The sequence below is a fragment of the Streptomyces varsoviensis genome, assembly GCF_000718635.1.
In the GTDB taxonomy this organism is placed as follows: Bacteria; Actinomycetota; Actinomycetes; order Streptomycetales; family Streptomycetaceae; genus Streptomyces; species Streptomyces varsoviensis.
Map to the genome: position 1 here is coordinate 208,498 of NZ_JOBF01000004.1, position 20,770 is coordinate 229,267.

At 71.2% G+C, this 20,770-nt stretch carries 19 protein-coding genes and 1 tRNA gene; 11 read left to right on the top strand and 9 right to left on the bottom strand.

The annotated features are described in order from the left end of the window. Window positions 1-64 precede the first annotated feature (64 nt). Both IF55_RS09700 and IF55_RS09705 read right to left on the bottom strand, forming a co-directional pair. Window positions 65-955, bottom strand: a complete 891-nt coding sequence (locus IF55_RS09700) for a DUF6551 family protein (protein WP_245661127.1) — start codon at window positions 953-955, stop codon at window positions 65-67. A gap of 504 nt (window positions 956-1,459) precedes the next feature. Continuing rightward, complete coding sequence (locus IF55_RS09705) at window positions 1,460-2,251, bottom strand: alpha/beta fold hydrolase (protein ID WP_030892545.1); 792 nt, start codon at window positions 2,249-2,251, stop codon at window positions 1,460-1,462. 109 nt (window positions 2,252-2,360) lie between these two features. On the opposite strand from IF55_RS09705, the gene IF55_RS09710 reads away from it, so the two are divergent. After that, a tRNA-Met gene (locus IF55_RS09710) sits at window positions 2,361-2,434 on the top strand. Between the two features lie 45 nt (window positions 2,435-2,479). On the opposite strand, the gene IF55_RS09715 is transcribed toward IF55_RS09710, so the two are convergent. Further along, window positions 2,480-3,022, bottom strand: a complete 543-nt coding sequence (locus tag IF55_RS09715) for an NADPH-dependent FMN reductase (protein ID WP_030892542.1) — start codon at window positions 3,020-3,022, stop codon at window positions 2,480-2,482. 21 nt (window positions 3,023-3,043) lie between these two features. Further along, window positions 3,044-3,964, bottom strand: a complete 921-nt coding sequence (locus IF55_RS09720) for a TIGR03620 family F420-dependent LLM class oxidoreductase (RefSeq protein ID WP_048831808.1) — start codon at window positions 3,962-3,964, stop codon at window positions 3,044-3,046. Between the two features lie 206 nt (window positions 3,965-4,170). On the opposite strand from IF55_RS09720, the gene IF55_RS09725 reads away from it, so the two are divergent. The 6 genes from IF55_RS09725 to IF55_RS09750 all read left to right on the top strand — a co-directional run bounded on the left by IF55_RS09725 (window position 4,171) and on the right by IF55_RS09750 (window position 12,939). Then, window positions 4,171-4,914, top strand: a complete 744-nt coding sequence (locus tag IF55_RS09725; RefSeq protein WP_030892537.1) for a response regulator transcription factor — start codon at window positions 4,171-4,173, stop codon at window positions 4,912-4,914. Window positions 4,915-5,039: 125 nt separating this feature from the next. Then, window positions 5,040-6,662: a sensor histidine kinase gene (locus tag IF55_RS09730; RefSeq protein ID WP_245661134.1), complete on the top strand. Its 1,623-nt coding sequence runs from the start codon at window positions 5,040-5,042 to the stop codon at window positions 6,660-6,662. Between the two features lie 39 nt (window positions 6,663-6,701). After that, entirely contained in the window at window positions 6,702-8,081 is a 1,380-nt protein-coding gene (locus tag IF55_RS09735; RefSeq protein ID WP_048831809.1) for a bifunctional glycosyltransferase family 2/GtrA family protein, read from the top strand. After that, entirely contained in the window at window positions 8,078-10,300 is a 2,223-nt protein-coding gene (locus IF55_RS09740) for a glycosyltransferase family 39 protein (protein WP_051776255.1), read from the top strand. The genes IF55_RS09735 and IF55_RS09740 overlap by 4 nt, the downstream gene beginning before the upstream one ends. A gap of 108 nt (window positions 10,301-10,408) precedes the next feature. Beyond that, complete coding sequence (locus tag IF55_RS09745; RefSeq protein ID WP_030892527.1) at window positions 10,409-11,968, top strand: MFS transporter; 1,560 nt, start codon at window positions 10,409-10,411, stop codon at window positions 11,966-11,968. A gap of 95 nt (window positions 11,969-12,063) precedes the next feature. After that, window positions 12,064-12,939: a TetR/AcrR family transcriptional regulator gene (locus IF55_RS09750; RefSeq protein WP_030892524.1), complete on the top strand. Its 876-nt coding sequence runs from the start codon at window positions 12,064-12,066 to the stop codon at window positions 12,937-12,939. A 72-nt stretch (window positions 12,940-13,011) separates the two neighbouring features. On the opposite strand, the gene IF55_RS09755 is transcribed toward IF55_RS09750, so the two are convergent. The 3 genes from IF55_RS09755 to IF55_RS09765 all read right to left on the bottom strand — a co-directional run bounded on the left by IF55_RS09755 (window position 13,012) and on the right by IF55_RS09765 (window position 17,267). Next, window positions 13,012-13,863 carry a YceI family protein gene (locus IF55_RS09755; protein WP_030892521.1) on the bottom strand — a complete coding sequence of 284 codons (852 nt, stop codon included), beginning with the start codon at window positions 13,861-13,863 and terminating at the stop codon, window positions 13,012-13,014. 259 nt (window positions 13,864-14,122) lie between these two features. After that, window positions 14,123-16,639, bottom strand: a complete 2,517-nt coding sequence (locus tag IF55_RS09760) for an MFS transporter (RefSeq protein WP_482700564.1) — start codon at window positions 16,637-16,639, stop codon at window positions 14,123-14,125. Window positions 16,640-16,775: 136 nt separating this feature from the next. Then, complete coding sequence (locus IF55_RS09765; RefSeq protein WP_030892515.1) at window positions 16,776-17,267, bottom strand: MarR family winged helix-turn-helix transcriptional regulator; 492 nt, start codon at window positions 17,265-17,267, stop codon at window positions 16,776-16,778. Between the two features lie 303 nt (window positions 17,268-17,570). Between IF55_RS09765 and IF55_RS09770 the strand changes: the two genes are divergently transcribed. After that, window positions 17,571-17,792, top strand: a complete 222-nt coding sequence (locus tag IF55_RS09770; RefSeq protein WP_030892837.1) for a hypothetical protein — start codon at window positions 17,571-17,573, stop codon at window positions 17,790-17,792. A 138-nt stretch (window positions 17,793-17,930) separates the two neighbouring features. On the opposite strand, the gene IF55_RS09775 is transcribed toward IF55_RS09770, so the two are convergent. Together IF55_RS09775 and IF55_RS09780 are read right to left on the bottom strand one after the other, a co-directional pair. Next, a complete protein-coding gene (locus IF55_RS09775) occupies window positions 17,931-18,239 on the bottom strand; it encodes a hypothetical protein (RefSeq protein ID WP_030892834.1) in 309 nt (102 codons plus the stop codon). Then, window positions 18,236-18,643, bottom strand: coding sequence for an ATP-binding protein (locus IF55_RS09780; RefSeq protein ID WP_030892831.1), 408 nt, complete (start codon window positions 18,641-18,643; stop codon window positions 18,236-18,238). The genes IF55_RS09775 and IF55_RS09780 overlap by 4 nt, the downstream gene beginning before the upstream one ends. 242 nt (window positions 18,644-18,885) lie before the next feature. Here IF55_RS09780 and IF55_RS09785 point away from each other — a divergent pair, with 242 nt between their 5' ends. Genes IF55_RS09785 through IF55_RS09790 form a run of 3 tightly spaced genes read left to right on the top strand, consistent with a single transcriptional unit; the run spans window position 18,886 to window position 20,217 of the window. After that, window positions 18,886-19,722: a helix-turn-helix domain-containing protein gene (locus tag IF55_RS09785; RefSeq protein ID WP_030892828.1), complete on the top strand. Its 837-nt coding sequence runs from the start codon at window positions 18,886-18,888 to the stop codon at window positions 19,720-19,722. 11 nt (window positions 19,723-19,733) lie between these two features. Beyond that, window positions 19,734-19,952, top strand: coding sequence for a DUF397 domain-containing protein (locus tag IF55_RS36950; protein WP_078644036.1), 219 nt, complete (start codon window positions 19,734-19,736; stop codon window positions 19,950-19,952). A 46-nt stretch (window positions 19,953-19,998) separates the two neighbouring features. Then, the gene (locus tag IF55_RS09790; protein ID WP_030892826.1) at window positions 19,999-20,217 is read left to right on the top strand and encodes a DUF397 domain-containing protein; all 219 of its coding nucleotides are present in this window, start codon (window positions 19,999-20,001) and stop codon (window positions 20,215-20,217) included. The last annotated feature ends 553 nt before the right edge of the window (window positions 20,218-20,770 follow it).

Consider the following 20,770-nt stretch of genomic DNA (forward strand, 5'->3'; position numbering starts at 1 on the left):
GCTCAGGTCAAGCCGGTGAACTATCGCCTTCGTTCATCATTGAAGGCGCCGGCTAAGCGTCGAGTTACGCCTCAATGCGATTCTCAGCCCTGCGGCCCCTGTTCCACGCGCTTGCTACGAGACGGTATGCCGTCGAAACACGGGAACCTGTACCGCTGTTATTGAACCCGCCGCGGGATGACTGGCTGAGGATCTCGGATCGCCACTTGGCGGCAGTACCCATGGCCTGAATCTTCCGTGCGAGTTCCTTGTCGTCGACGAGGTCGCCCCACCGCCCGAGGAACATGCCGATGCCGCCCAAGAGCATGCCATCCCACGTCTCCGCGGAACGTTCCCAGGATTCCTCGGCCACGGTGAGCGTGCGATCGAAGACGGAGGATCCGTAGCGGTCGACGATCTGCAGGACGCCGGAGACCGCCCCCACTCCGTTCGTGGATGTGGAGCCCAACGTGAGTCCGTGCTTGTCGAGAATCCGGTCCGTGTCGACGAAGAGGGGGACGCCGCCAGTGAGCCCCACATGGTACTCGTCGATGGGACGCGGCTTGTGGGACTCTCGATTCTTGATCAGGAAGAGGATGGCTTCCTGCGCTTGCGACAAGCCGTGATGGATCTCCGCCATGATGACCGGGATGCCCGCGAGAGCGCAGGCGCGCCACCGGTGCTGCCCATCAACGATGTAGAGATCTCCGTTAGGGCGCTTCGACACGATGATCGAACCGATCGCCTCGCGCACCATGTTGTTGGCGATGTTCTGCGCGCGCTTCTCGCCGAGAGTCCTCTGAGCCTGTGGATCGATGTTGAGGTCCTTGATGGGGATCTCGACGCCGTAGTCGACATCATGCTCAGGCAGCTCGAACGTGTATCGAGCCTTAGGCATAGCTGTGCCTCTTCCAGCGCTGCGTTGAGGGGATTTTGCGGCTAAAGCCGGGATTTTGGGATACAGCGCGGTGAACATGTAATCACACTTATCCCCCATGCTCAATCCCTCCTCGCCCGAGGTCGACCGCGCCGGGGTGAACACCCCTCTGGATGGCCGTACAGCAGCGAAGTACCGCAACTAGAGCAACTGTTCATGTCTTCCGTCGCCCCTGCAAGGCCCGGGTGGAACCCGTTTGCCCTTCGCCGCCTGCCCCACATAGAGCTACGGATCAGAAGGTTGCAGGTTCGAATCCTGCCGAGCGCACAGCAGACCAGAGGCCCCGTTCGAATTCGAACGGGGCCTCTGGCGTTTGCGTTGACGGCAACGCTGACGGCAGCGGCCGTGGGGAGGGGCGGGGCTCGGCGTACTGGCCGGTGCCCCGACCGGGGGGCCCGGGGGCCTGCGGGGCAGGCTCCCCGGCTCCCCGGCTCCCCGGCTCCCCGGCTCCCCGGCTCCCCGGCTCCCCGGCTCTCTGGCTCCCCGACTCCCCGGCTCTCCGGCTCCCCGGTTCTCCGGCTCCCCGGGCTGGCTTGGTTGGGGTTACTTCAGGGTGGTTTCCAGGAAGCGGGCCGTCATGGCGTTTACCTGGGTGGGGACCTGGAGTTGGTTGAAGTGGCCGGAGCCTACGGTTTGGCCGAGGGTGATGTTGGGGTAGGCGCGGAGGCCGGGTTCCGGGGTGCGGGCGTAGAGGGCGAGGAGGGGGACCTCGGTCTTGGCCAGGGCTGACGCGGCGTCGAAGGCGGTGATGGCGCGCCAGTTGGCGGCGGCTATGGCGGGGGGCAGGGACGCGAAGCCGTTGATGATCTCCTCGCGGCGGTGGGTGTCGGTGGGCGGCACGGCGTTGGTGATGAAGTCGCGGCGGAAGGAGCCGTCCTCGTCGGCCGCGATGTCGTCGGTGGTGTCGGCGAAGACCTGCTTGAACTTCTCGTCGAGCATCGGGGCCGGGTCGACCAGTACGGCGGCCCGTACGGTGTCGGGGCGGGTGGCGCAGGCCAGGGCCACCAGGCCGCCGAGGCTGTGGCCGACCACGATCGGGCGGTCGAAGCCGGCGGCGTCGGCCACGGCCAGTACGTCGTCGGCGAAGGTCTCGACCTCGTACGCGCCGGGGATAGCCGGGTCCGGGCAGTCGCTCTCGCCGTGGCCGCGCAGGTCCAAGGACGCCACCGGGTGCGCCCCGGCGAAGAAGGAGAACTGCGGCTCGAAGTGCGAGCGGTCGCAGGACGCGCCGTGGACGAAGAGCATGGGCGGGCCGTCCGCGAGCGCCCCGGCCTGTTCGTACGCCAGGCGTATGCGCCCCGCCGCCTTGTCCACATGCTCCGTGTACTTCGTCACCCAGACCTCCAGGCTGTGCCGTTCTCGTTGTTGCCTGACGCCTCAAACGTTCTGGGCCGGCCGTTGATTTCCGTCTGGCGCGATCTTCGCGTAGTGTTCTTTTCACCGACGCGGGGTGGAGCAGCTCGGTAGCTCGCTGGGCTCATAACCCAGAGGTCGCAGGTTCAAATCCTGTCCCCGCTACTGCGCACACAGGCCCGGCACTCTTCTGAGTGCCGGGCCTGTTGCCTATCTCGTCGCCGCACGCAGACCTGTCAGTGTCGTCCGCAGTGTTTCCAGCGTGCGTTCGTCCGTGATTCTCTTCCTCGCGCGGTCGATCTTCGGGCCGATCGCGTCGATCTCCCGGCACGCCTCCTCCACCAGCGCCCCCGTCAGCATCGACAGCGTCTCGCGGAGCTGCGCCTGCGCGTACGAGCCCCCGCCGGGGTGCGGGGACGCGGTGATCACCGCGGTCGGCTTGTCGCCCAGGGCGCCGCTGCTCACCAGCCACTCGATGGCGTTCCGCAGCACTCCGGGCACCCCGTGCGCGTACTCGGGGCTGACGAACAGCAGCGCGTCCGCCCTCCGTACCGCCGCGCGCAGCGCCTCCACCGGGGCTATGGGGTCGGCGTCCTCGCCGTCCAAGTCCTGGTTGAAGTGCGGGAGAGCGCCGATGTCGGCCAGTTCGAAGGTGGGGTGGCCGGCCGCCGCCGCCAGGTCGCGGACGGTCTCGATCACCACGTTGTTCGAGGACTGCCGGCGCAGGCTGCCTGATATCGCCAGGAGGTTCATGGCGGAGACCGTACTGCCCGGTCAGGCCCGCTTCAGGGGCAGGGACTCGGCCAGGGCTCGCCACTGCGGGCGCGGCAGGGTGCCGCGGGTGTCCTCGGTCACGACCTGGATCGCCAGGTGGTCCGCGCCCGCCGCCAGGAACGCGTCGACGCGTCCGCGGATCGCCGGGGCGTCGCCGAGGGCGAAGACGGCGTCCAGGAGGCGGTCGCTGCCGCCGCCGGTGAAGTCGTCGTCGCCGAAGCCGAGGCGGCGGAAGTTGTTGGTGTAGTTGACCAGCCCGAGATAGCCGGTGAGGTACGAGCGGGCGGTGGCGCGGGCGCGCGGCAGGTCGGGGTCGAGGACGACCTTGAGCTCGGGCGCGAGTACGGCGTCGGGGCCCAGGGCCGTACGGGCCTCGGCGACCTGTTCGGCGGTGGTCAGGTAGGGCAGCGCGCCGAGCGAGCGGTCGCGGGCGAGGCGCAGCATCTTCGGGCCGAGGGCGGCCAGCGCGCGCCGGGACGCCGGTACGGGCCGGGGCGCGGCGTCGAGCGCGTCGAGGTAGGCGACCATCGCCGAGTACGGGCGGCCGGCGAACGGGCGGTCCTGGCGGTCGCCGAACTCCGCGTGACTGACGCCCAGTCCGAGGACGAAGCGGTCCCCGTGGGCGTCGGCCAGCTCCGCGTCCCGTGCCGCCACGGCCGCCGCCTCGTGCTGCCAGATGCTGATGATGCTGCTGCCGACCGTCGCGCGCGACGTGGCCGCCAGCAGGTGGGCGACGTCGTCGGGGGAGGAACTGCCGCCGACCCAGAGCGTGCCGTAGCCCAGCTCGTCCAGTTCCGCCGCGGCGTCGGCGATCTCGCGGCGCCGGTCGGGGTCCTCGGAGTGCAGCGCCGCGCTCCAGACGCCGATCCGGCCGAGGCGGGCGGTTGATTCCGTCGCTGTGGTGGGCGTGGTGGAAGTCATACCAAGGCAACCAGGGGGGCTTTCCGGATTATTTCTTCTGAGGGGCGCTCCCGCCCCGTCAGGCCCGTCCACCCCCGTCGGTCGCCTCGGTCGCCTCGGTTGCCTCAGTGGGTCTGTGTAGCCCATGACAGCACCCCGCCGGATTCTCAGGTGATTCACAGACAGGTGAAAGGGGTCTCTCAGGCCGCCGCCCCAAGGTCGGAAGCATGACCGCGACCTCGCCCAAGGGGCGTACCGAGCTGCTGCGAAACGACGGAAGCCCCGTGCGGGTGCTCGTCGTCGACGACGAGAACGCGCTGTCCGACCTGCTCTCGATGGCGCTGCGCTACGAGGGCTGGGACGTACGGACCGCGGCGGACGGGGCCGGTGCCGTCCGGGCCGCCTGCGACTTCCGGCCGGACGCCGTGGTGCTCGACATGATGCTGCCCGACATGGACGGCCTCTCGGTCCTGGGGCGGCTGCGGCGCGAGCGCCCCGAGGTGCCCGTACTGTTCCTCACCGCCAAGGACTCCGTCGAGGACCGCATCGCGGGGCTCACGGCGGGCGGCGACGACTACGTCACCAAGCCGTTCAGCCTGGAGGAGGTCGTCGCGCGGCTGCGCGGGCTGCTGCGCCGCTCGGGCGCCGCCGCCCAGCGCAGCGACTCCGTACTCGCCGTCGGCGACCTCGTCCTCGACGAGGACAGCCACGAGGTCGCCCGCGGCGGCCGGGAGATCCATCTGACCGCGACCGAGTTCGAACTGCTGCGTTTCCTCATGCGCAACCCCCGGCGCGTGCTCAGCAAACCCCAGATCCTCGACCGGGTCTGGTCGTACGACTTCGGCGGCCAGGCCAACGTCGTCGAGCTGTACATCTCCTACCTGCGCCGGAAGATCGACGCCGGCCGGGAGCCGATGATCCACACGCGGCGCGGCGCGGGCTATCTCATCAAGCCCGCCGAGGCCCGCTGAGCCGTGTGCCGGTGAAGCTCCGGCGGTTCCACCGTTCTGGATCCGCGGCGGCCCGCCGCAGCCGCCCTCCTGCCCGCCGCAACCGCCGCAACCACCCCAACCGCCGCCCTCGTCGCACCTGGTCGCTGCGCACCCGCCTCGTCGTCTCCGCCGTCCTCCTCGTCGCCGTCGTCTGCGCGGTCATCGCCACGGTCACCACCATCGCGCTGCGCACCTCGCTGTACGACCAGTTGGACGCGCGGCTCGCGGAGGTGGCCGGGCGGGCGGCGGGGCCGCCGCGCCACATCGGGGAGCCGGTGTTCATCACCGACGAATCCCTGCACTTCGTCTCCAGCGGCGGCCAGCCGCTCGGCACCATCGGCGCCGTCGTCGACAACAGCGGCGCGGTCGTCGCGTCCGCCATCAGCGTGCAGCAGAAGTCCGCCAAGCGCACCGCCGCGCCCGTGGCCCGCGAACCGCTCACGGACGAGCAGATCCGGGCGCTGACCGGGGTCAAGCGGGACGGCCGCGCCCACACCGCCGACGTGCCCGGCCAGGGCGAGTACCGCGTGCGGTCCGCGAGCGGCGCCAATGGCACGTACCTCGTCGGCATCCCGACGCGCGAGGCCCGCGACACGCTCAGCACCCTCATCGTCGCCGAGGTCTGCGTCACCGCCGCCGGGCTGGTCGCCGCCGCCCTCGCGGGCACCGCGATCGTACGGATCGCGCTGCGCCCGCTGCGCAGAGTGGCCGCGACGGCGACCCGTGTCTCCGAACTCCCCCTGCACAGCGGCGAGGTGGCGCTGCACGAACGCGTACCGGCGGCGGAGGCCGACCCGAACACGGAGGTGGGTCAGGTCGGCGCGGCGCTCAACCGTATGCTGGGGCACGTCGGTTCGGCGCTCACCGCACGGCAGGAGAGCGAGACGCGGGTACGGCAGTTCGTGGCGGACGCCAGCCATGAGCTGCGCACTCCGCTCGCCTCCATCCGCGGCTACGCCGAACTCACGCGCAGGGGACGGGAAGAGGCCGGCCCCGACACGCGGCACGCGCTGGGCCGCATCGAATCCGAGGCGCGCCGGATGTCCGGCCTGGTCGAGGACTTGCTGCTGCTCGCGCGCCTGGACGCCGGCCGTCCGCTCTCGCGCACGGAGCTCGACCTCTCTCCGCTCGTGGTCGACGCCGTGAGCGACGCGCGGGCGGCCGGGCCCGGCCACGGCTGGGTACTCGAACTCCCCGACCGGCCCGCCCTCGTGTCGGGCGAGCCCGCCCGGCTGCACCAGGTGCTGGTCAACCTCCTCGCCAACGCCCGTACGCACACGCCCCCCGGCACCAAGGTCACCGCCCGCGTCGAACGGCGCGGGCAGCGGCTCGTACTGGCGGTCGAGGACGACGGGCCGGGCATCCCGGCGGAGCTGCGCCCCCACGTCTTCGAACGGTTCGCGCGCGGCGACGCCTCGCGCTCCCGCAACGCCGGGAGCACCGGCCTGGGCCTCGCCATCGTGCAGGCCGTCGTGGAGGCGCACGGCGGGCGCGTGACGGTGGACAGCGTCCCCGGCCGTACGGTCTTCGCCGTGCACCTACCGGCGGTGAAGGCCGCCGTCGACGTCGAGGCCGGTTCCGCTGCCGCGGGGGTTGTGCCCGACGGGGCCGCTGCCGGTGGTGCCGCCGCCCCCGCCGCGGGGGCTTCTCCCGCCGGCGCCGCAGCGGCCCAGAGCCGCCATGACCAACAAGCGGACGGCGGCGCTCACAGTCGTTCCACAGGCTGAACACACCGTTGTGACAGGCGACTTGTCGAGAGTCGCAGCATGACTCATCCCCCTATCGACGCGTTGCCGGCCCGGGAGCATCTGCTGCTCGGGCGTACGGCGACGGTGCTCGATGTCGTGATCCCCGTCTACAACGAGGAGACCGACCTCGAACCCTGTGTGCGCAGGCTCCACCACCACCTCTCGGCGACCTTCCCGTACGGCTTCCGGATCACCATCGCGGACAACGCGAGCACGGACCGCACCCCCGAGGTGTCCGCCCGGCTCGACGACGCGATCGAGGAGGTCACGGCCGTCCGGCTGGAGCGCAAGGGCCGGGGACGGGCGCTGCGCACCGTCTGGTCGCACTCCGAGGCCCCGGTCCTCGCCTATATGGACGTCGACCTCTCCACCGATCTGAACGCGCTGCTGCCGCTGGTGGCACCGTTGATCTCCGGCCACTCGGACCTCGCGATCGGCTCCCGGCTGGCGCGCAGTTCGCGGGTGGTGCGGGGCCCCAAGCGGGAGTTCATCTCGCGCGCGTACAACCTGATCCTGCGCTCCAGCCTCGCCGCCCGGTTCTCGGACGCGCAGTGCGGCTTCAAGGCCATCCGCAAGGACGTCGCGGACCGGCTGCTGCCGATGGTCGAGGACTCCGGCTGGTTCTTCGACACCGAACTCCTGGTACTCGCGGAACGCGCGGGGCTGCGGATTCACGAGGTGCCCGTGGACTGGGTGGACGACCCGAACAGCACGGTCCGCATCGTCCGTACGGCCGCCGAGGACCTCAAGGGCGTGTGGCGGGTCGGGCGGGCGCTGGCCACCGGGGCGCTGCCGCTGGACCGGCTCAGCCGCCCGTTCGGCACGGACCCGCGCGACCGCGAGCTGAGCGGCGTGCCGGGCGGGCTGGCCCGGCAGCTCGTCGGGTTCTGTGTGGTGGGCGCGCTGAGCACGCTGTTCTACCTGGGCCTGTACTCGCTCTTCCGGCTCGGCGTCGGCGCCCAGGCCGCGAACGGGCTGGCCCTGCTCGTCTCCGCCCTCGCCAATACGGCCGCCAACCGGCGGCTGACCTTCGGCGTGCGCGGGCGTGCGCGGGCGGTGCGCCACCAGGCCCAGGGCCTCGTCGTCTTCGGCATCGGGCTCGCCCTGACGAGCGGTTCGCTGGCCGCCCTGAACGCGGCGGCGGGCGGCGCAGGTGCGGACGGTTCCGGCGCCGGCGTCTCGCACGGCGCCGAGCTGGCGGTCCTGGTCGCCGCCAACCTCGCCGCGACCGTCCTGCGCTTCCTGCTGTTCCGCGCCTGGGTCTTCCCGGCCGGGCGGGAGGACGGCCCCGATGAGGGCACGTCAGCCCGGCCCGCGAGCAGCGACGGCCATCCTCTGAGCCACCCTCTGAGCCACCCCGACCGGGGCCCCGCCTACGCCCCGAGGAGCACCCGATGACCACCCACCGCCCCGACGCCGACGCCGACGCCGATGCCGCCACGCCGCGGGCCCGCCTGCGAGGGCTGCCGCGCCACGGACGTACCGGATCAAACGGGCTGCATGGACCGAACGGACTGAACGGAACGAACGGGCCCAGCGGATCGAGCCGGCCGCACGGAGCTAGCGAACCGAGCGGGCTGCGTGGGCTGCCGCGCCGCGTCTGGCGCGGCCACCTCGACGATCCCGGCTGGGCGCGGCCCGGGCTGCTGGCGCTGCTGGCCGTGACCGCCGTGCTCTACGTGTGGGACCTGGGCGCGTCCGGCTACGCCAACCAGTTCTACTCGGCCGCCGTGCAGGCGGCGAGCGAGAGCTGGAAGGCGATGTTCTTCGGCTCGTCCGACGCGGCGAACTCCATCACCGTCGACAAGCCGCCGGGCGCGCTGTGGCCGATGGCCCTGTCCGTACGGCTCTTCGGGCTCAATTCCTGGGCGGTGCTGGTGCCGGAGGCGCTGATGGGCGTCGCGACGGTGGGCGTGCTGTACGCGGCCGTGCGGCGGCACTTCGGGCCGGCGGCGGGGCTGCTGTCCGGGGCGGTCTGCGCGCTCACGCCCGTGGCGGCGCTGATGTTCCGCTTCAACAACCCCGACGCGCTGCTGTGCCTGCTGATGGTCTGCGCGGTGTACTGCGTGCTGCGGGGGCTGGACGACGCGCGCACGAGGTGGCTGGTGCTGGCCGGGGTCTGCTTCGGCCTGGGCTTCCTGACGAAGACCCTCCAGGCGTGGCTGATCGTGCCGCCGCTGGCCCTGCTGTACGTGCTGTGCGCGCCGACCCGGTTGCGCCGGCGGCTGGCCCAACTCCTGTGGGCGGGGCTGGCGGTGCTGGTCTCGGCGGGCTGGTGGGTGGCGATCGTCGAGCTGTGGCCGAAGTCCTCGCGCCCGTACATCGGCGGCTCGCAGGACAACAGCTTCCTCGGGCTGACCCTCGGCTACAACGGCCTCGGCCGGATCACCGGCGACGAGGCCGGGAGCGTGGGCGGCGGAAAGGGCGGCGGCGGTGGGCCGGGCTGGGGGCTGACGGGCCTCAGCCGGCTCTTCGCGACCGACAACGGCGGCCAGATCGCCTGGCTGCTGCCCGCCGCCTTTGTTCTGCTGCTCGCCGGGGTGTGGCTGGCCTGGCGCGGGCGGCGTACGGGCGCGGCCCTGCCCTCCGGTCAGCGGGCGGCGTTCCTCGCCTGGGGCGGGGCGCTGCTGATGACGTTCCTGACGTTCAGCTTCATGTCGGGGATCTTCCACCAGTACTACAACGTCGCGCTGGCCCCGTATATCGCGGCGCTCGTCGGCATGGGCACGGTGGTGCTGTGGCGGCGGCGGGCGAGCCGGGGCGCGGCCGTGGCGCTGGCCGCGACGCTGGCGCTGACGGCCGGCTGGTCGTACGTGCTCCTCGCGCGCACCGCGCACTGGCTGCCGTGGCTGCGCTGGTCCGTGCTGGCGGGTGGCGCGGCGGCGGCGCTCGGGCTGCTGCTCGTGGCGCGGCTCGGGAGGCGGCTGGCGTGGTGGGCGGCGGCCGCGGGCGTCGCCGCGTCGCTGGGCGGGCCCGTCGCGTACGTGGTCAACACGGTCGGCACCGCGCACAGCGGCTCGATCGTGACGGCGGGCCCGGCCTCCGGGCAGCCGGGGATGGGGATGGTGATCCGGGGGAAGAAGGGCTCCCCCCTCGGGGGCGTCATCTTCGGCGGGGGCAAGCGGCCCAAGAACGTTCCCGGCGGTCAGCAGGGCGGCGGTCCGCAGGCGCGGGGCGGGCAGCAGGGCGGGCCGGACGGCGGTGCCGGGGGCGACAAGAGCGGCAACGGGCCGGTGCTCGTGGGCATCGGCGGGCTGCTCGACGGCCCGGACATCGACCCCAAGGCGAAGGCCGCGGTCCAGGCCGACGCCGACGACTACACCTGGGCGCTCGCCACGGTCGGTTCGCACAACGCGGCGAGTTATCAACTCGCCACCGGAAAGCCGGCGATGCCGATCGGCGGGTTCAACGGCAGTGATCCCTCGCCGACGCTCGACGCGTTCAAGGAGGCCGTGCGGCGCGGGGAGATCCATTATTTCGCCGAGGTGGAGCGGGTGAGCGGCCAGCGGCAGGGCGGCTACGGCGCGCAGATCACCGAATGGGTGAAGGCGAATTTCGAGAAGGTCAAGGTCGGCAAGAGCACGCTCTACGACCTGACGAAACCGAAGTCGCGGTAGGGGCCCGGGCAGAAGGCGGGGGGAATGGAAAAATCTCTTGTACGGCGTATGAGTCGCTGTTGTACGGTGTAAATCCAACCCCGACCATACGCCGTACAAGGAGTCCAGTTGTCCGCGCCTGTCGCCATCCGGCCGCCCGCCGGGTCGGGCCACCCCCAGCGGTGGCTCATTCTCGGCGTCATCTGTCTAGCCCAGCTCACGGTCCTCCTGGACAACACCGTCCTCAACGTCGCCATCCCCTCCCTGACCACCGAGATGGGCGCCGCGACCTCCGACATCCAGTGGATGATCAACGCGTACTCGCTCGTGCAGTCCGGGCTGCTGCTCACCGCGGGTAGCGCCGCCGACCGCTACGGCCGCAAGAAGCTGCTGGCCGCCGGGCTCGCCCTGTTCGGCCTCGGGTCGCTCGCCGCCGCCCTCTCCCAGACCACCGGCGAACTCATCGCCGCCCGCGCGGGCATGGGCGTCGGCGGCGCGCTGCTGATGACGACCACCCTCGCCGTCATCGTCCAGGTCTTCGACGACGCCGAACGCACCAAGGCCATCGGCCTGTGGGGCGCCGTCAGCTCGCTCGGCTTCGCCGCCGGGCCGCTGATCGGGGGCGCGCTGCTGGACCACTTCTGGTGGGGCTCGATCTTCCTGGTCAACATCCCCGTCGCGCTCCTCGGGCTGATCGCGGTCCTCAGGCTCGTACCCGAGTCGAAGAATCCGGCCGGAGACCGCCCCGACCTGCTCGGCGCCCTGCTCTCCACCATCGGCATGACCGGCGTCGTCTACGCCATCATCTCCGGGCCCGTCGACGGCTGGACCTCGTCCTCCGTGCTGCTGTCCGCCCTCATCGGCGTCGTCGGCCTCGCCGTCTTCGTGCTCTGGGAGCGCCGCGCCCCGTACCCCATGCTGGACATGCACTTCTTCCGCAACCAGCGCTTCGTCGGCGCCGTGGCCGGCGGCATCCTCGTCGCCTTCGGCATGGGCGGCTCGTTCTTCCTGCTCACCCAGCACCTGCAATTCGTGCTCGGCTACGCGCCGTTGGAGACCGGGCTGCGCATGACGCCGCTCGCCATCGTCATCGTCGCCCTCAACCTCACCGGCGCCGGCGCCCGGCTGCTGCCGAAGCTCGGCACCCCGCTGACGATCGTCGGCGGCATGGGGCTGCTGGCCGCCGGCCTCGCCGCCGTCGCCGTACTCGGCGCCCACGGCTACGCCGGGATGCTGCTGGGCCTGGTCCTGATGGGCGCGGGCATCGCGCTCGCGATGCCCGCCATGGCCAACGCGATCATGTCCGCCATACCGCCGGAGAAGGCGGGCGTCGGCGCGGGCGTCAATGGCACCTTGACCGAGTTCGGCAACGGACTGGGCGTCGCCGTCCTCGGCGCGGTCCTGAACTCCCGGTTCGCCGCGCTCGTACCCGCCGTCGCCGCCGGCGCGGGCTCGCTGCCCGCCGCGCTGGCCGCCGCCCGTACGGACGCGGACCGCGCCGCCGTCGCCGACGCCTTCTCAACCGGCGTCCAGACAAGCCAGTTGGCCGGCGCCGGGGCCGTACTCCTCGGCGGCGTCCTGGCCGCGCTCCTCCTGCGCCGCGCCGAGCGCGCCGAAGCCGAAAGCGCCGAGGCCGCGCCGCCGGAGGGCGAGCGGGAGGCGGAGGCGGGCGCCGCCGCCGGGGGCTGAGCGCCGCCGGACCCGGACCGGGCGGGCGGGTTCGTCCGGTCCGGGCCTTAGCATCGGATACGTACCACCAGCGCATCGCAGAAGGAGAGCGCGTCATGGCGAGCGGCCGCACCCGCACCGTCCGGGCCAGTGTGTGGCTGAGCGACCGACGCGCCCCCAAACGCAGGACGGAACCCTCCGGGCATCCCGCCGAGCAGCCGGCCGGCCTCGACCTCGACCGGATCGTCGCGGCCACCGTCCGCCTCCTCGACGCCGAGGGCCTGGCGAAGTTCTCGATGCGGCGGCTGGCGGCCGAGCTGGGCGTCACCGCCATGTCCGTCTACTGGTACGTCGACACCAAGGACGACCTGCTGGAGTACGCCGTCGACGCGGCCGGCGCCGAGCTGGAACTGCCGGAAGTAAACGACGAGGACGACGAGGCCGACGACGCCGACGGGGACACAGCCGCCGACTGGCGCGACCAACTGCGCCAGCTCGCCGCCACCAACCGCGCCATGCTGGTGCGTCACCCCTGGGTCTCCCGGCTGATCGGGGAGTACCTCAACATCGGCCCGAACTCCATGGCCTTCGCCACCGCCGCCCAGCGCGTGGTGATCCGCAGCGGGCTGCCGATGGAGCAGATCCCCGGCGCCCTGGCCCTCGTCTACCAGTTCGTCTACGGCTTCGGCACGATCGAGTCCCGCTACGCCGCCAACTGCCGCGAGGCGGGGCTGACCGAGGACGAGTACTTCGACGCGGTGATGGCCACCGTCGACGGGCGGCCGGAGTTCGAGGAGTCCCAGCGGCTCATGGAAGCCCGCCCCAGCACCGACGTCGCGTCCATGCGCGCGCACGACTTCGAGGTGGCGCTGGACTGCGCCATCGCGGGCATCGAGGTGCTCAGGGACCGGGCGCGGAGAGGCGACGGGGCGCGCAGGGACGACGGCGCGCGCAGAGACGATGGCGCGCGGAGAGAGAACGCGGAGCGGTAGTCACCGGTGGAAATGCGGGAGGGGGCGTACGGAAATCCGTACGCCCCCTCCCCGTACTGCCGCCGCCGGACGTCAGAGCCCCGGCAGCTCCGTCCCCTGCACCGCCTGGATGTCGAGTTCGACGCGCAGCGTGGTGCCGATCGCCGCGATGCCCGCCGCGACGACCTGGTTGTAGTTCATCGCGAAGTCCTCGCGGCGCAGTTCGGCGGTGGCGCGGAACGCGGCGCGGGTGCCGCCCCACGGGTCCGGGCCGGTGCCGAGGTAGGTGAGGTCGAGGTCCACCGGTCGCAGCACACCGCGCAGGGCCAGGTCGCCGTGGACCGTCCAGCGGTCGGCGCCGGCCGGCTCCAGCCCCGTGGAGCGGTAGGTGATCTCCGGGAAGGACTCCACGTCCAGGAAGTCGGCGGACTTCAGGTGGCCGTCCCGCATGGCGTTTCCGGTGTCGATGGAGTCGGCCCGTATGACGGCCTCGACGGACGACTTGGCCAGGCCCTCGGGGCTCGTGGTGTTCTCGGCGATCTCGATGCGCCCGGAGAACTCGGTGAACCGGCCGCGCACGCTGGAGATCCCCAGGTGCTGCGCGACCGCGCCGACGGAGGAGTGCATCGGGTCGATGGTCCACGCCCCGGGCGGCGGCAGCTCCACGCCGCCCTGCCGGGCGAGGACCACGGTGCCGACGTCGGCGCGCCCGGAGGCGGTGACGATGGCGGTCGAGGCGGCCGGGGCGTAGCCGACGGCGGTCGCGATGACCGTGTACGGGCCGGGCGCCAGCGGCTGGTCGGAGTGGACCGCGCCGTCCTCGTCGGCCTGGACCCGCAGCACCTGCGCGCCCTGCATGTCGGTCATGGTGAGCACCGCGTGCTGCACCGCCCAGCCGTCGCGGGTGCGCACCCGCGCCCGCAGTCCTGCCCCAGTGGTGGTCATTGCCGTTCCCGCTCCCGATCGCTCGCTCGTCGTACGTGTGGGACGTGTGGGGGATGAATGTGTGGGGGTGAATGTGTGTGAGGGGCGTGGGGGCCCGTCGTGGATGGGGAGCCCCGGCGGCGGCGCGCAGGCCGTCCCCTGCCTGTTCGCCGCCCGCCGCCGGGGCCCCTGGGACCGTCCGTGCCGGCCCCGGACCGGGGGCCGGGGCGCGTCTCCGCTCGAACCGCGCCCCGGCCTCCGGGGTATTGCGCGCCGCCGGTCAGTCGCCGGGGTGGGCCAGCTCGACGTCGTAGCCGTCGACGCCGTGCCCGGCGACGTTCAGCGCCCCCGCGACCGGCGGGTAGCCGCTCGCGATGACGGTGTAGTCGCCCGCGTCCAGGTCGGTGAAGGCGTACGCGCCGTCCTCACCGGTGGTGGCGGTGGCCACCACGTTCCCGGCCGCGTCGACGAGCGTGACCCGCGCGTCCGGCAGCGGACGCCGGTCGGCCCCGGCCCGTACGGTGCCCTGCACCCGGGCGCCGGCCTGGAGCTCGATCTCCATGCGGGTGACGCCCTGGTGGCCGACCTCGACGGGGAGGGCGGCGGGCCGGTAGCCGGGCGCGTTCACGGCGATGGTGAACGTGCCGGGAGCCAGTTCGTCGAAGGTGAAGTCGCCCTGCGGCCCGGTCTTCCCGGTGGCCAGCACCTCACCCCGTACATCGGTGACGACGACCATCGCCGCGTCGACCGGCGCCGCGGTGACGGCGGCGCGGACGAGGCCCGCAAGGCCGCTGGTGCCGGAGAGCAGGATGTCGTAGCCGAGCGGCTCGTCGCCGACGACGACGGTGGACGCCTGCGGCTGGTGGCCGTCGGCCGCCGCGATCAGCACGTACGAGCCGGAGCCCGGCGCGCTGAGCGCGTACGAGCCGTCGCCCTGGGCCACGGCGCGGCCGAGCTGGCTGCCGCTCAGCGAGATCAGGGTGACCGCGGAACGGGCGACGGGCTGGCCGTCGGCGTTCCGTACGAACCCGTGGATGGGGGTGCCACCGGGGGCCGGGCCGTCGCCGGCGGAGGCGAACGCCGCGAGGCGCTGCGCGTCGGCGGCGGGCGCGGCGGCCGGGGCGGCGGGTGCCAGTGCCTGGTCGCCGTCGGTCGTGCTCGGCGCGCCGACGAGGGCGGGCTCCAGCTCGGCGGTGTTCTCGAAGGAGTCCGCGGCGGTGGCGGCGGTGGTCGCGGCCGCGGCGGCGGGGGCCGTCGCGGGCGTCGAGTCGTCACCGGCCAGCGCCCGCTCGGTGCCGGACTTGCTGCGCAGCGCGACCTCCTTGATGAACAGGGTCAGGAGGAAGGCGAGCAGCGCGCACGGCGCCGCGTACAGGAAGACATCGCCGACGCCGTGCCCGTACGCGCTCTCCATGATGGTGCGGAAGGGCGCGGGGAGCTGGGACAGGTCGGGTATGCCCCCGCCGCCGGTGCCGCCGTGGCCCAGGGCCGCGCCCTTGGGGCCGAGCTCCGCGACGCCCTCCTGGACGTAGTGGGTGACCCGGTTGCTGAGCACCGCGCCGAGCGCCGAGACGCCGACCGCACCGCCGAGGGAGCGGAAGAAGGTGACGACGGAGCTGGCGGAGCCGAGGTCCTGCGGGGCGACCTGGTTCTGCGTGGCGAGGACCAGGTTCTGCATCATCATGCCGATGCCGAGGCCCATGAACGCCATGTAGATGGCCAGGTGCCAGTACGGGGTGTCGTACCGCATGGTGCCGAGCAGGCCGAGGCCCGCGGTGAGCAGCACGCCGCCGGAGACCAGCCAGTACTTCCACCGGCCGGTCTTGGTGATCACCTGGCCGGAGATGGTGGAGGCGATGAACAGGCCCGCGATCATCGGGATCGTCATGATGCCGGACATCGTGGGGGTCTTGCCGCGCGCGAGCTGGAAGTACTGCGAGAAGAAGACCGTGCCGCTGAACATCGCGATGCCGACGAACAGCGACGCGAGGGAGGCCAGGGTGATCGTCTTGTTGCGGAACAGCCGCAACGGGATGATCGGCTCCTTCGCCTTCGACTCGACGTAGACGAAGATCAGGGCGAGCACGATCGCGCCGCCGACCATGACGAAGGTCTGCCAGGAGAGCCAGTCGTAGTTCTTGCCGGCCAGGGTCACCCAGACCAGCAGCAGCGTGACGGAGGCGGCGACGAAGAACGCGCCGAACCAGTCGACCTTGACGTCCCGCTTGAGGACCGGGAGCTTCAGGGTCTTCTGGAGCACGATCAGCGCGATGATCGCGAACGGCACGCCGACGTAGAAGCACCAGCGCCAGCCGAGCCAGCTCGTGTCGGTGATGACGCCGCCGAGCAGCGGGCCGCCGACGGTGGCGACGGCGAAGGTCGCGCCGAGGTAGCCGCTGTAACGGCCGCGCTCGCGCGGGGAGATCATCGCGGCCATCACGATCTGGGCGAGGGCGGAGAGACCGCCGACGCCGATGCCCTGGACCACGCGGCAGGCGATCAGCATGCCGGAGTTCTGCGAGAGCCCGGCCACGACGGAGCCGCCGACGTAGATCACCAGGGCTATCTGGACCAGCAGCTTCTTGCTGAAGAGGTCCGAGAGCTTGCCCCAGAGCGGGGTGGTGGCGGTCATCGCCAGCAGCGAGGCCGTGACGACCCAGGTGTACGAGGACTGGCTGCCGTTCAGGTCGTGGATGATCCGGGGCAGCGCGTTGGAGACGATCGTCGACGACAGGATCGCGACGAACATGCCGAGCAGCAGCCCGGACAGCGCTTCCATGATCTGCCGGTGGGTCATGGGCTCTGCGTCGGAGCCGGGGGCCGGCTGGTGGCCGCCTCCGTGCTTGGCGTGGCCGCCCCGCACACCGGCTGGTGTGGTCGAAGCCATGTGTTTCCTTCGTTCTTTACGCGTTGGCACGCGTCGTGACGCGTCTTTACGCAGGTGTACGGGCAGTTGAATCCGCGCCGTGGGGTTGCGGTGCGCGCGCCCGGCAGTCGCCGAACGCCTCGCGCAGCCGCGTCAGCAGGTCGATGAGGCTGCCGACGTCGTCCGCGGACCAGTCCTTGAGGCACGCGGCGAGCGTCTCGGTGTAGAGGGTGGACACCTGGGCCAGCAGTTCGGCGCCGCTGGGGCTCAGGCGCAGCAGCCGGGACCGCTTGTCGAGCGGGTCGGGGTGCCGTTCGATCCAGCCGCGCTCGGCGACGTACGCGACGTGCCGGCTGGTGACCGACATGTCGATCGCGAGCAGCTCGGCCAGCTTGCTCATCCGCATCTCGCCGTACCGCCTGAGGAGGGACAGCAGGACGACCGAGGCGGGCGAGCAGTTCACCGGCAGCCTCCGGCCCAGGTCGCGCTTGATCGCGTCGACGGTGCCGAGCTGCCGCGCCAGCTCCTCGTACTGCTCTCGACGAGCGGCCACTGGCATCACCACCTTCGGACGATCAGTTGCTTAGGGCAACCATAGAATCATTTGGTTGCTGAAGGCAAACGAAATGGGGGGCGGGGAGGTAAAGGAGTCGAAAAGGGTGGGTAGGGGGCGCGTCAAGGTGCGGTGGGGGATGCGTAAAGGTGCAGGTGGGGGCGGCGAAGGGAGGGGGAAGGGAGAGGGAGGGGACGGGGTGCGGGGCGGGTGTAGGGCGGGCGAGGGCGGTGAAAGGGCGGGCGGGGGGCGGCCGTTAGGCGACCCCGAGGTGCCGAGTCGTACGCTTCTTCGCTAGGGTCCTGCCCTATGGCTAACCCCCAGCAGCAGGGCCCCGAGGGCAACTACGACCCGGCCGGCAGCACCCAGATGTTCCGCGCCTTCGTCGACGAAGAGCCCCAGCGCCGAGCGGCCGCCCCCGCGGCCGCCGTGACCCGCCCTTCCTCCTCCGGCCCGCGGGTCGGCGTGATCGTGGGCGTGATCATCGCGGTAATCGTCGTGGCGGCGGTGGCTTGGCTGGCCTTGAAGTAATTTCCGCGGGCTTTGGGCCCCCGGGACCGTTGGGCCTCGTGGCGCGAGGCCCAGCGGGTGTGGTTGATCGGTCAATGGAGTGCCGTTGCCGCCGTTTCGGCATCCGAAATGGCGCTTTTGCCGGGCGGTTGCGCAACCCTACGCGCGAGTAAGGGCGGCGGTGGTCGCCAGCCAGCCCCTGACCTGCGTTACGGCCGGTTCGTCCGGCCCGGCGTACACCTCGGCCGCCCATCGCCCGGCCTCGGCCTCGGCCTCCCGATCCAGCGGCACGTACGCGCGGCTGCCCTCGCCGTTCCAGCCGTCCCATCGCCATAGCCGGTCGGGCGCGAACCGGTGCCGCGGCAGTTCCCGTACGGCCCGCCGGATCCACGGCGAGCGCCCGCGCCAGAGCCCACGCCGCTCCATCGCGACGTCGAGGTCGGCGTTGTCCCACTTTCCGCTGGTCATGCTGAAGCGAGTTCGCACCAGACGTATTTTCCGTTGTCCCCGGTGGAATTGAGGGCGTGCCAGCCCCACCCGTCGGCGCACGAACGTACGAGCTCCAGCCCGCGCCCCTCCTCTGCGTCGGTAGGGGTGTACAGCGGGGGCGTGGGCGGCGTGGGGTCCGCGTCCCACGCCCCGATGCGGAGAATCCCGCCCGCCCAGCGCAGCCCCAGGGCCGCGGGCCCCTTCGTGTGCCGCACGGCGTTCCCGACCAGCTCCGTAGCCAGCAACTCCGCCACCTCGGTGAGGTGCGGCAACTCATGAGCAGCGAGGATCAGCCGCAGTGCGCGGCGGCAGACGGTGACCGAACGGGGGTCGTGCGGGATGTAAAGCGTGTACTCCCATGGTTCTGCGTCGTTTTCAGACATACGGGCACTCCGAGTGTGAGGGGGGATGTCGGGGTGCACTGCGACCGAGGTCGATGGGGCTCGATGAGGCTCGATGAGCGCGGTGGCATGGCCGCGGCCGTCCTGGCGTGACGGGGCGGTGCGCTTCCGGCTCCCGGAATCGCAGCGTGTGTGGTGCGTCACATACGGTAGGGGTGGTGTATCACCCTTCGCAACCTCGGTAGAGATACTCGTACTTTCAACTCACAGTCGAGAAGAGGCACATGCCAGCGAGGACCATCGTCACCGCCCGCCAACAGCGCCTCGGCGCGGAACTGCGGAAGCTCCGGGAACGGGCGGGCCTGACAGCCAGAGTCGCGGCTCAGGCCGCCGGCATCGCCGAAAGCAAGATCTCAATGACCGAGGCGGGCCGCGTCGGCGTCAGCGCGGAACGCGTACGCCACCTGGCCAGCCAGTACGCGTGCGACGACACCGCGCTCGTGGACGCGCTGGTGGCCATGGCTACGGAGCGGGGGCGGGGGTGGTGGGAGGAGTACCGGGGTCAGGTTCCGTCTGGCTATCTGGACTTGGCTGAACTGGAGGACCATGCCGCGCGCTTGACGAACTTCGAGAGCGTCTACATCCCCGGTTTGTTGCAGACCGAAGAGCAACTTCGGGCGTTCTTCGCTTCCACGGTGCCGAAGCTGTCGGAGGAAGAGCTTGAGCTTCGTGTACGTTTCCGTCTGCGGCGCCAGAGAGTGCCCGTGCCCTATGTCGCGGTGATCCACGAAGCGGCACTGCGGATCAGGACGGCCGACAGGATCGTCGCTCGAAACCAGCTAGTCCACATCCTGGAACAGTCCGAGCTGCCGCAAGTTACTGTTCAGGTCGTCCCGTTCGACGTGGATGGTTTTGCCGACATCGGGGCTCCGTTGCTGTATGCGAGCGGACCCGTTCCGCAGTTGGACACGGTCCTGCTGGATACGCCGCACGGCTCCGACTTTCTGGATGCGGAAGCGCAACTGCACCGGTACCGAGCGATTCTCCGCAGGGTGGAGGCGTCGGCGCTGGGGGTCGTAGAGTCGAGAGAGCTCATCCACCGCCTCGTGCAGAGCACGTGAAAGGGCACGACATGACACTGGTTACTGTGTGGCAGAAGTCCTCTTTCTCCGGCGGTGGCGACGCGGCCAACTGCGTTGAACTCGCTGCCGCAGGCAGTGTTGTCCTTCTCCGTGAAAGCGAAGCTCCTACCAGCGTGCTGTCCCTGAGGCGCGAGGCATTGGCGGGGTTGGTGCGCCAGGTGAAGGCTGGGGGCTCCTCCGGGGGCTTCGAGCCGCCCGTCCATCCGTAGGTCGGTACAGCCGCTGTCTCATGCGGAGTGAATGAAGGGGGTCGGCATGGCCCGGGTCGTCGAGTGGCAGAAGTCCTCGTTCTCAAGTGGCGGGGATTCGGCCAACTGTGTCGAACTTGCCGCCGTGGGCGGCACCGCCCTTCTCCGCGAGAGCGAAGAGCCCGCCAGCATGCTCACTCTCACCCGCCCGGGGTTGGCCGGCCTGTTGCGTCAGGTGAAGGCCGGCGGGCCCGGCGGAGGGTTTGGGCCGCCCGTACGGCGATAGGGGGCGGGGAGAGCCCCGGGCGGCGAGTGGACGTTGCCGGCCTCGTCCATGTCCTCGTCAACGTCAACGTCCTTGTCCTTGACCTTGTCATTGTCCCGAGCGGCAGCGGGCCCGTGTGATTCGTGCTCGCCGCTTCTGTGGAAATGTCGCCCAAGCATCAATCGCACCAGGCGTTGCCGCGTTCCCAATAGGTGCGTGCCGGTCGGGATCGGTGATGTTTCTGAGGCTGCCGGTAGCTAATTCCGCTGCATTCAAAGCTAGTTGTTATCTCGCTGCACATAGCCCACTGGAATATCACGCGGCTATTCGCTCCCTCGGGGCGCAGGAACGCACGAGGGAGCACAGGAGCGGTGGCCGTGCGGGCCGCGGTCGGCGGCCGGCGGCTGCCCTGGCGCGGCGGAGCCGTGGGAACGTTTCTCGCCCGCGCTTGCTTTTTGGCTGCCGCGCCGCCTCGGCAGATCAAAAGTCTCTCGCCTGGCGGTCCGTCCGTTGCTGTCCCCTGGGAGTGCGCGTAGATAAATTACGCAGCGCTTTGTGTGCAGGGCCGAAGCCC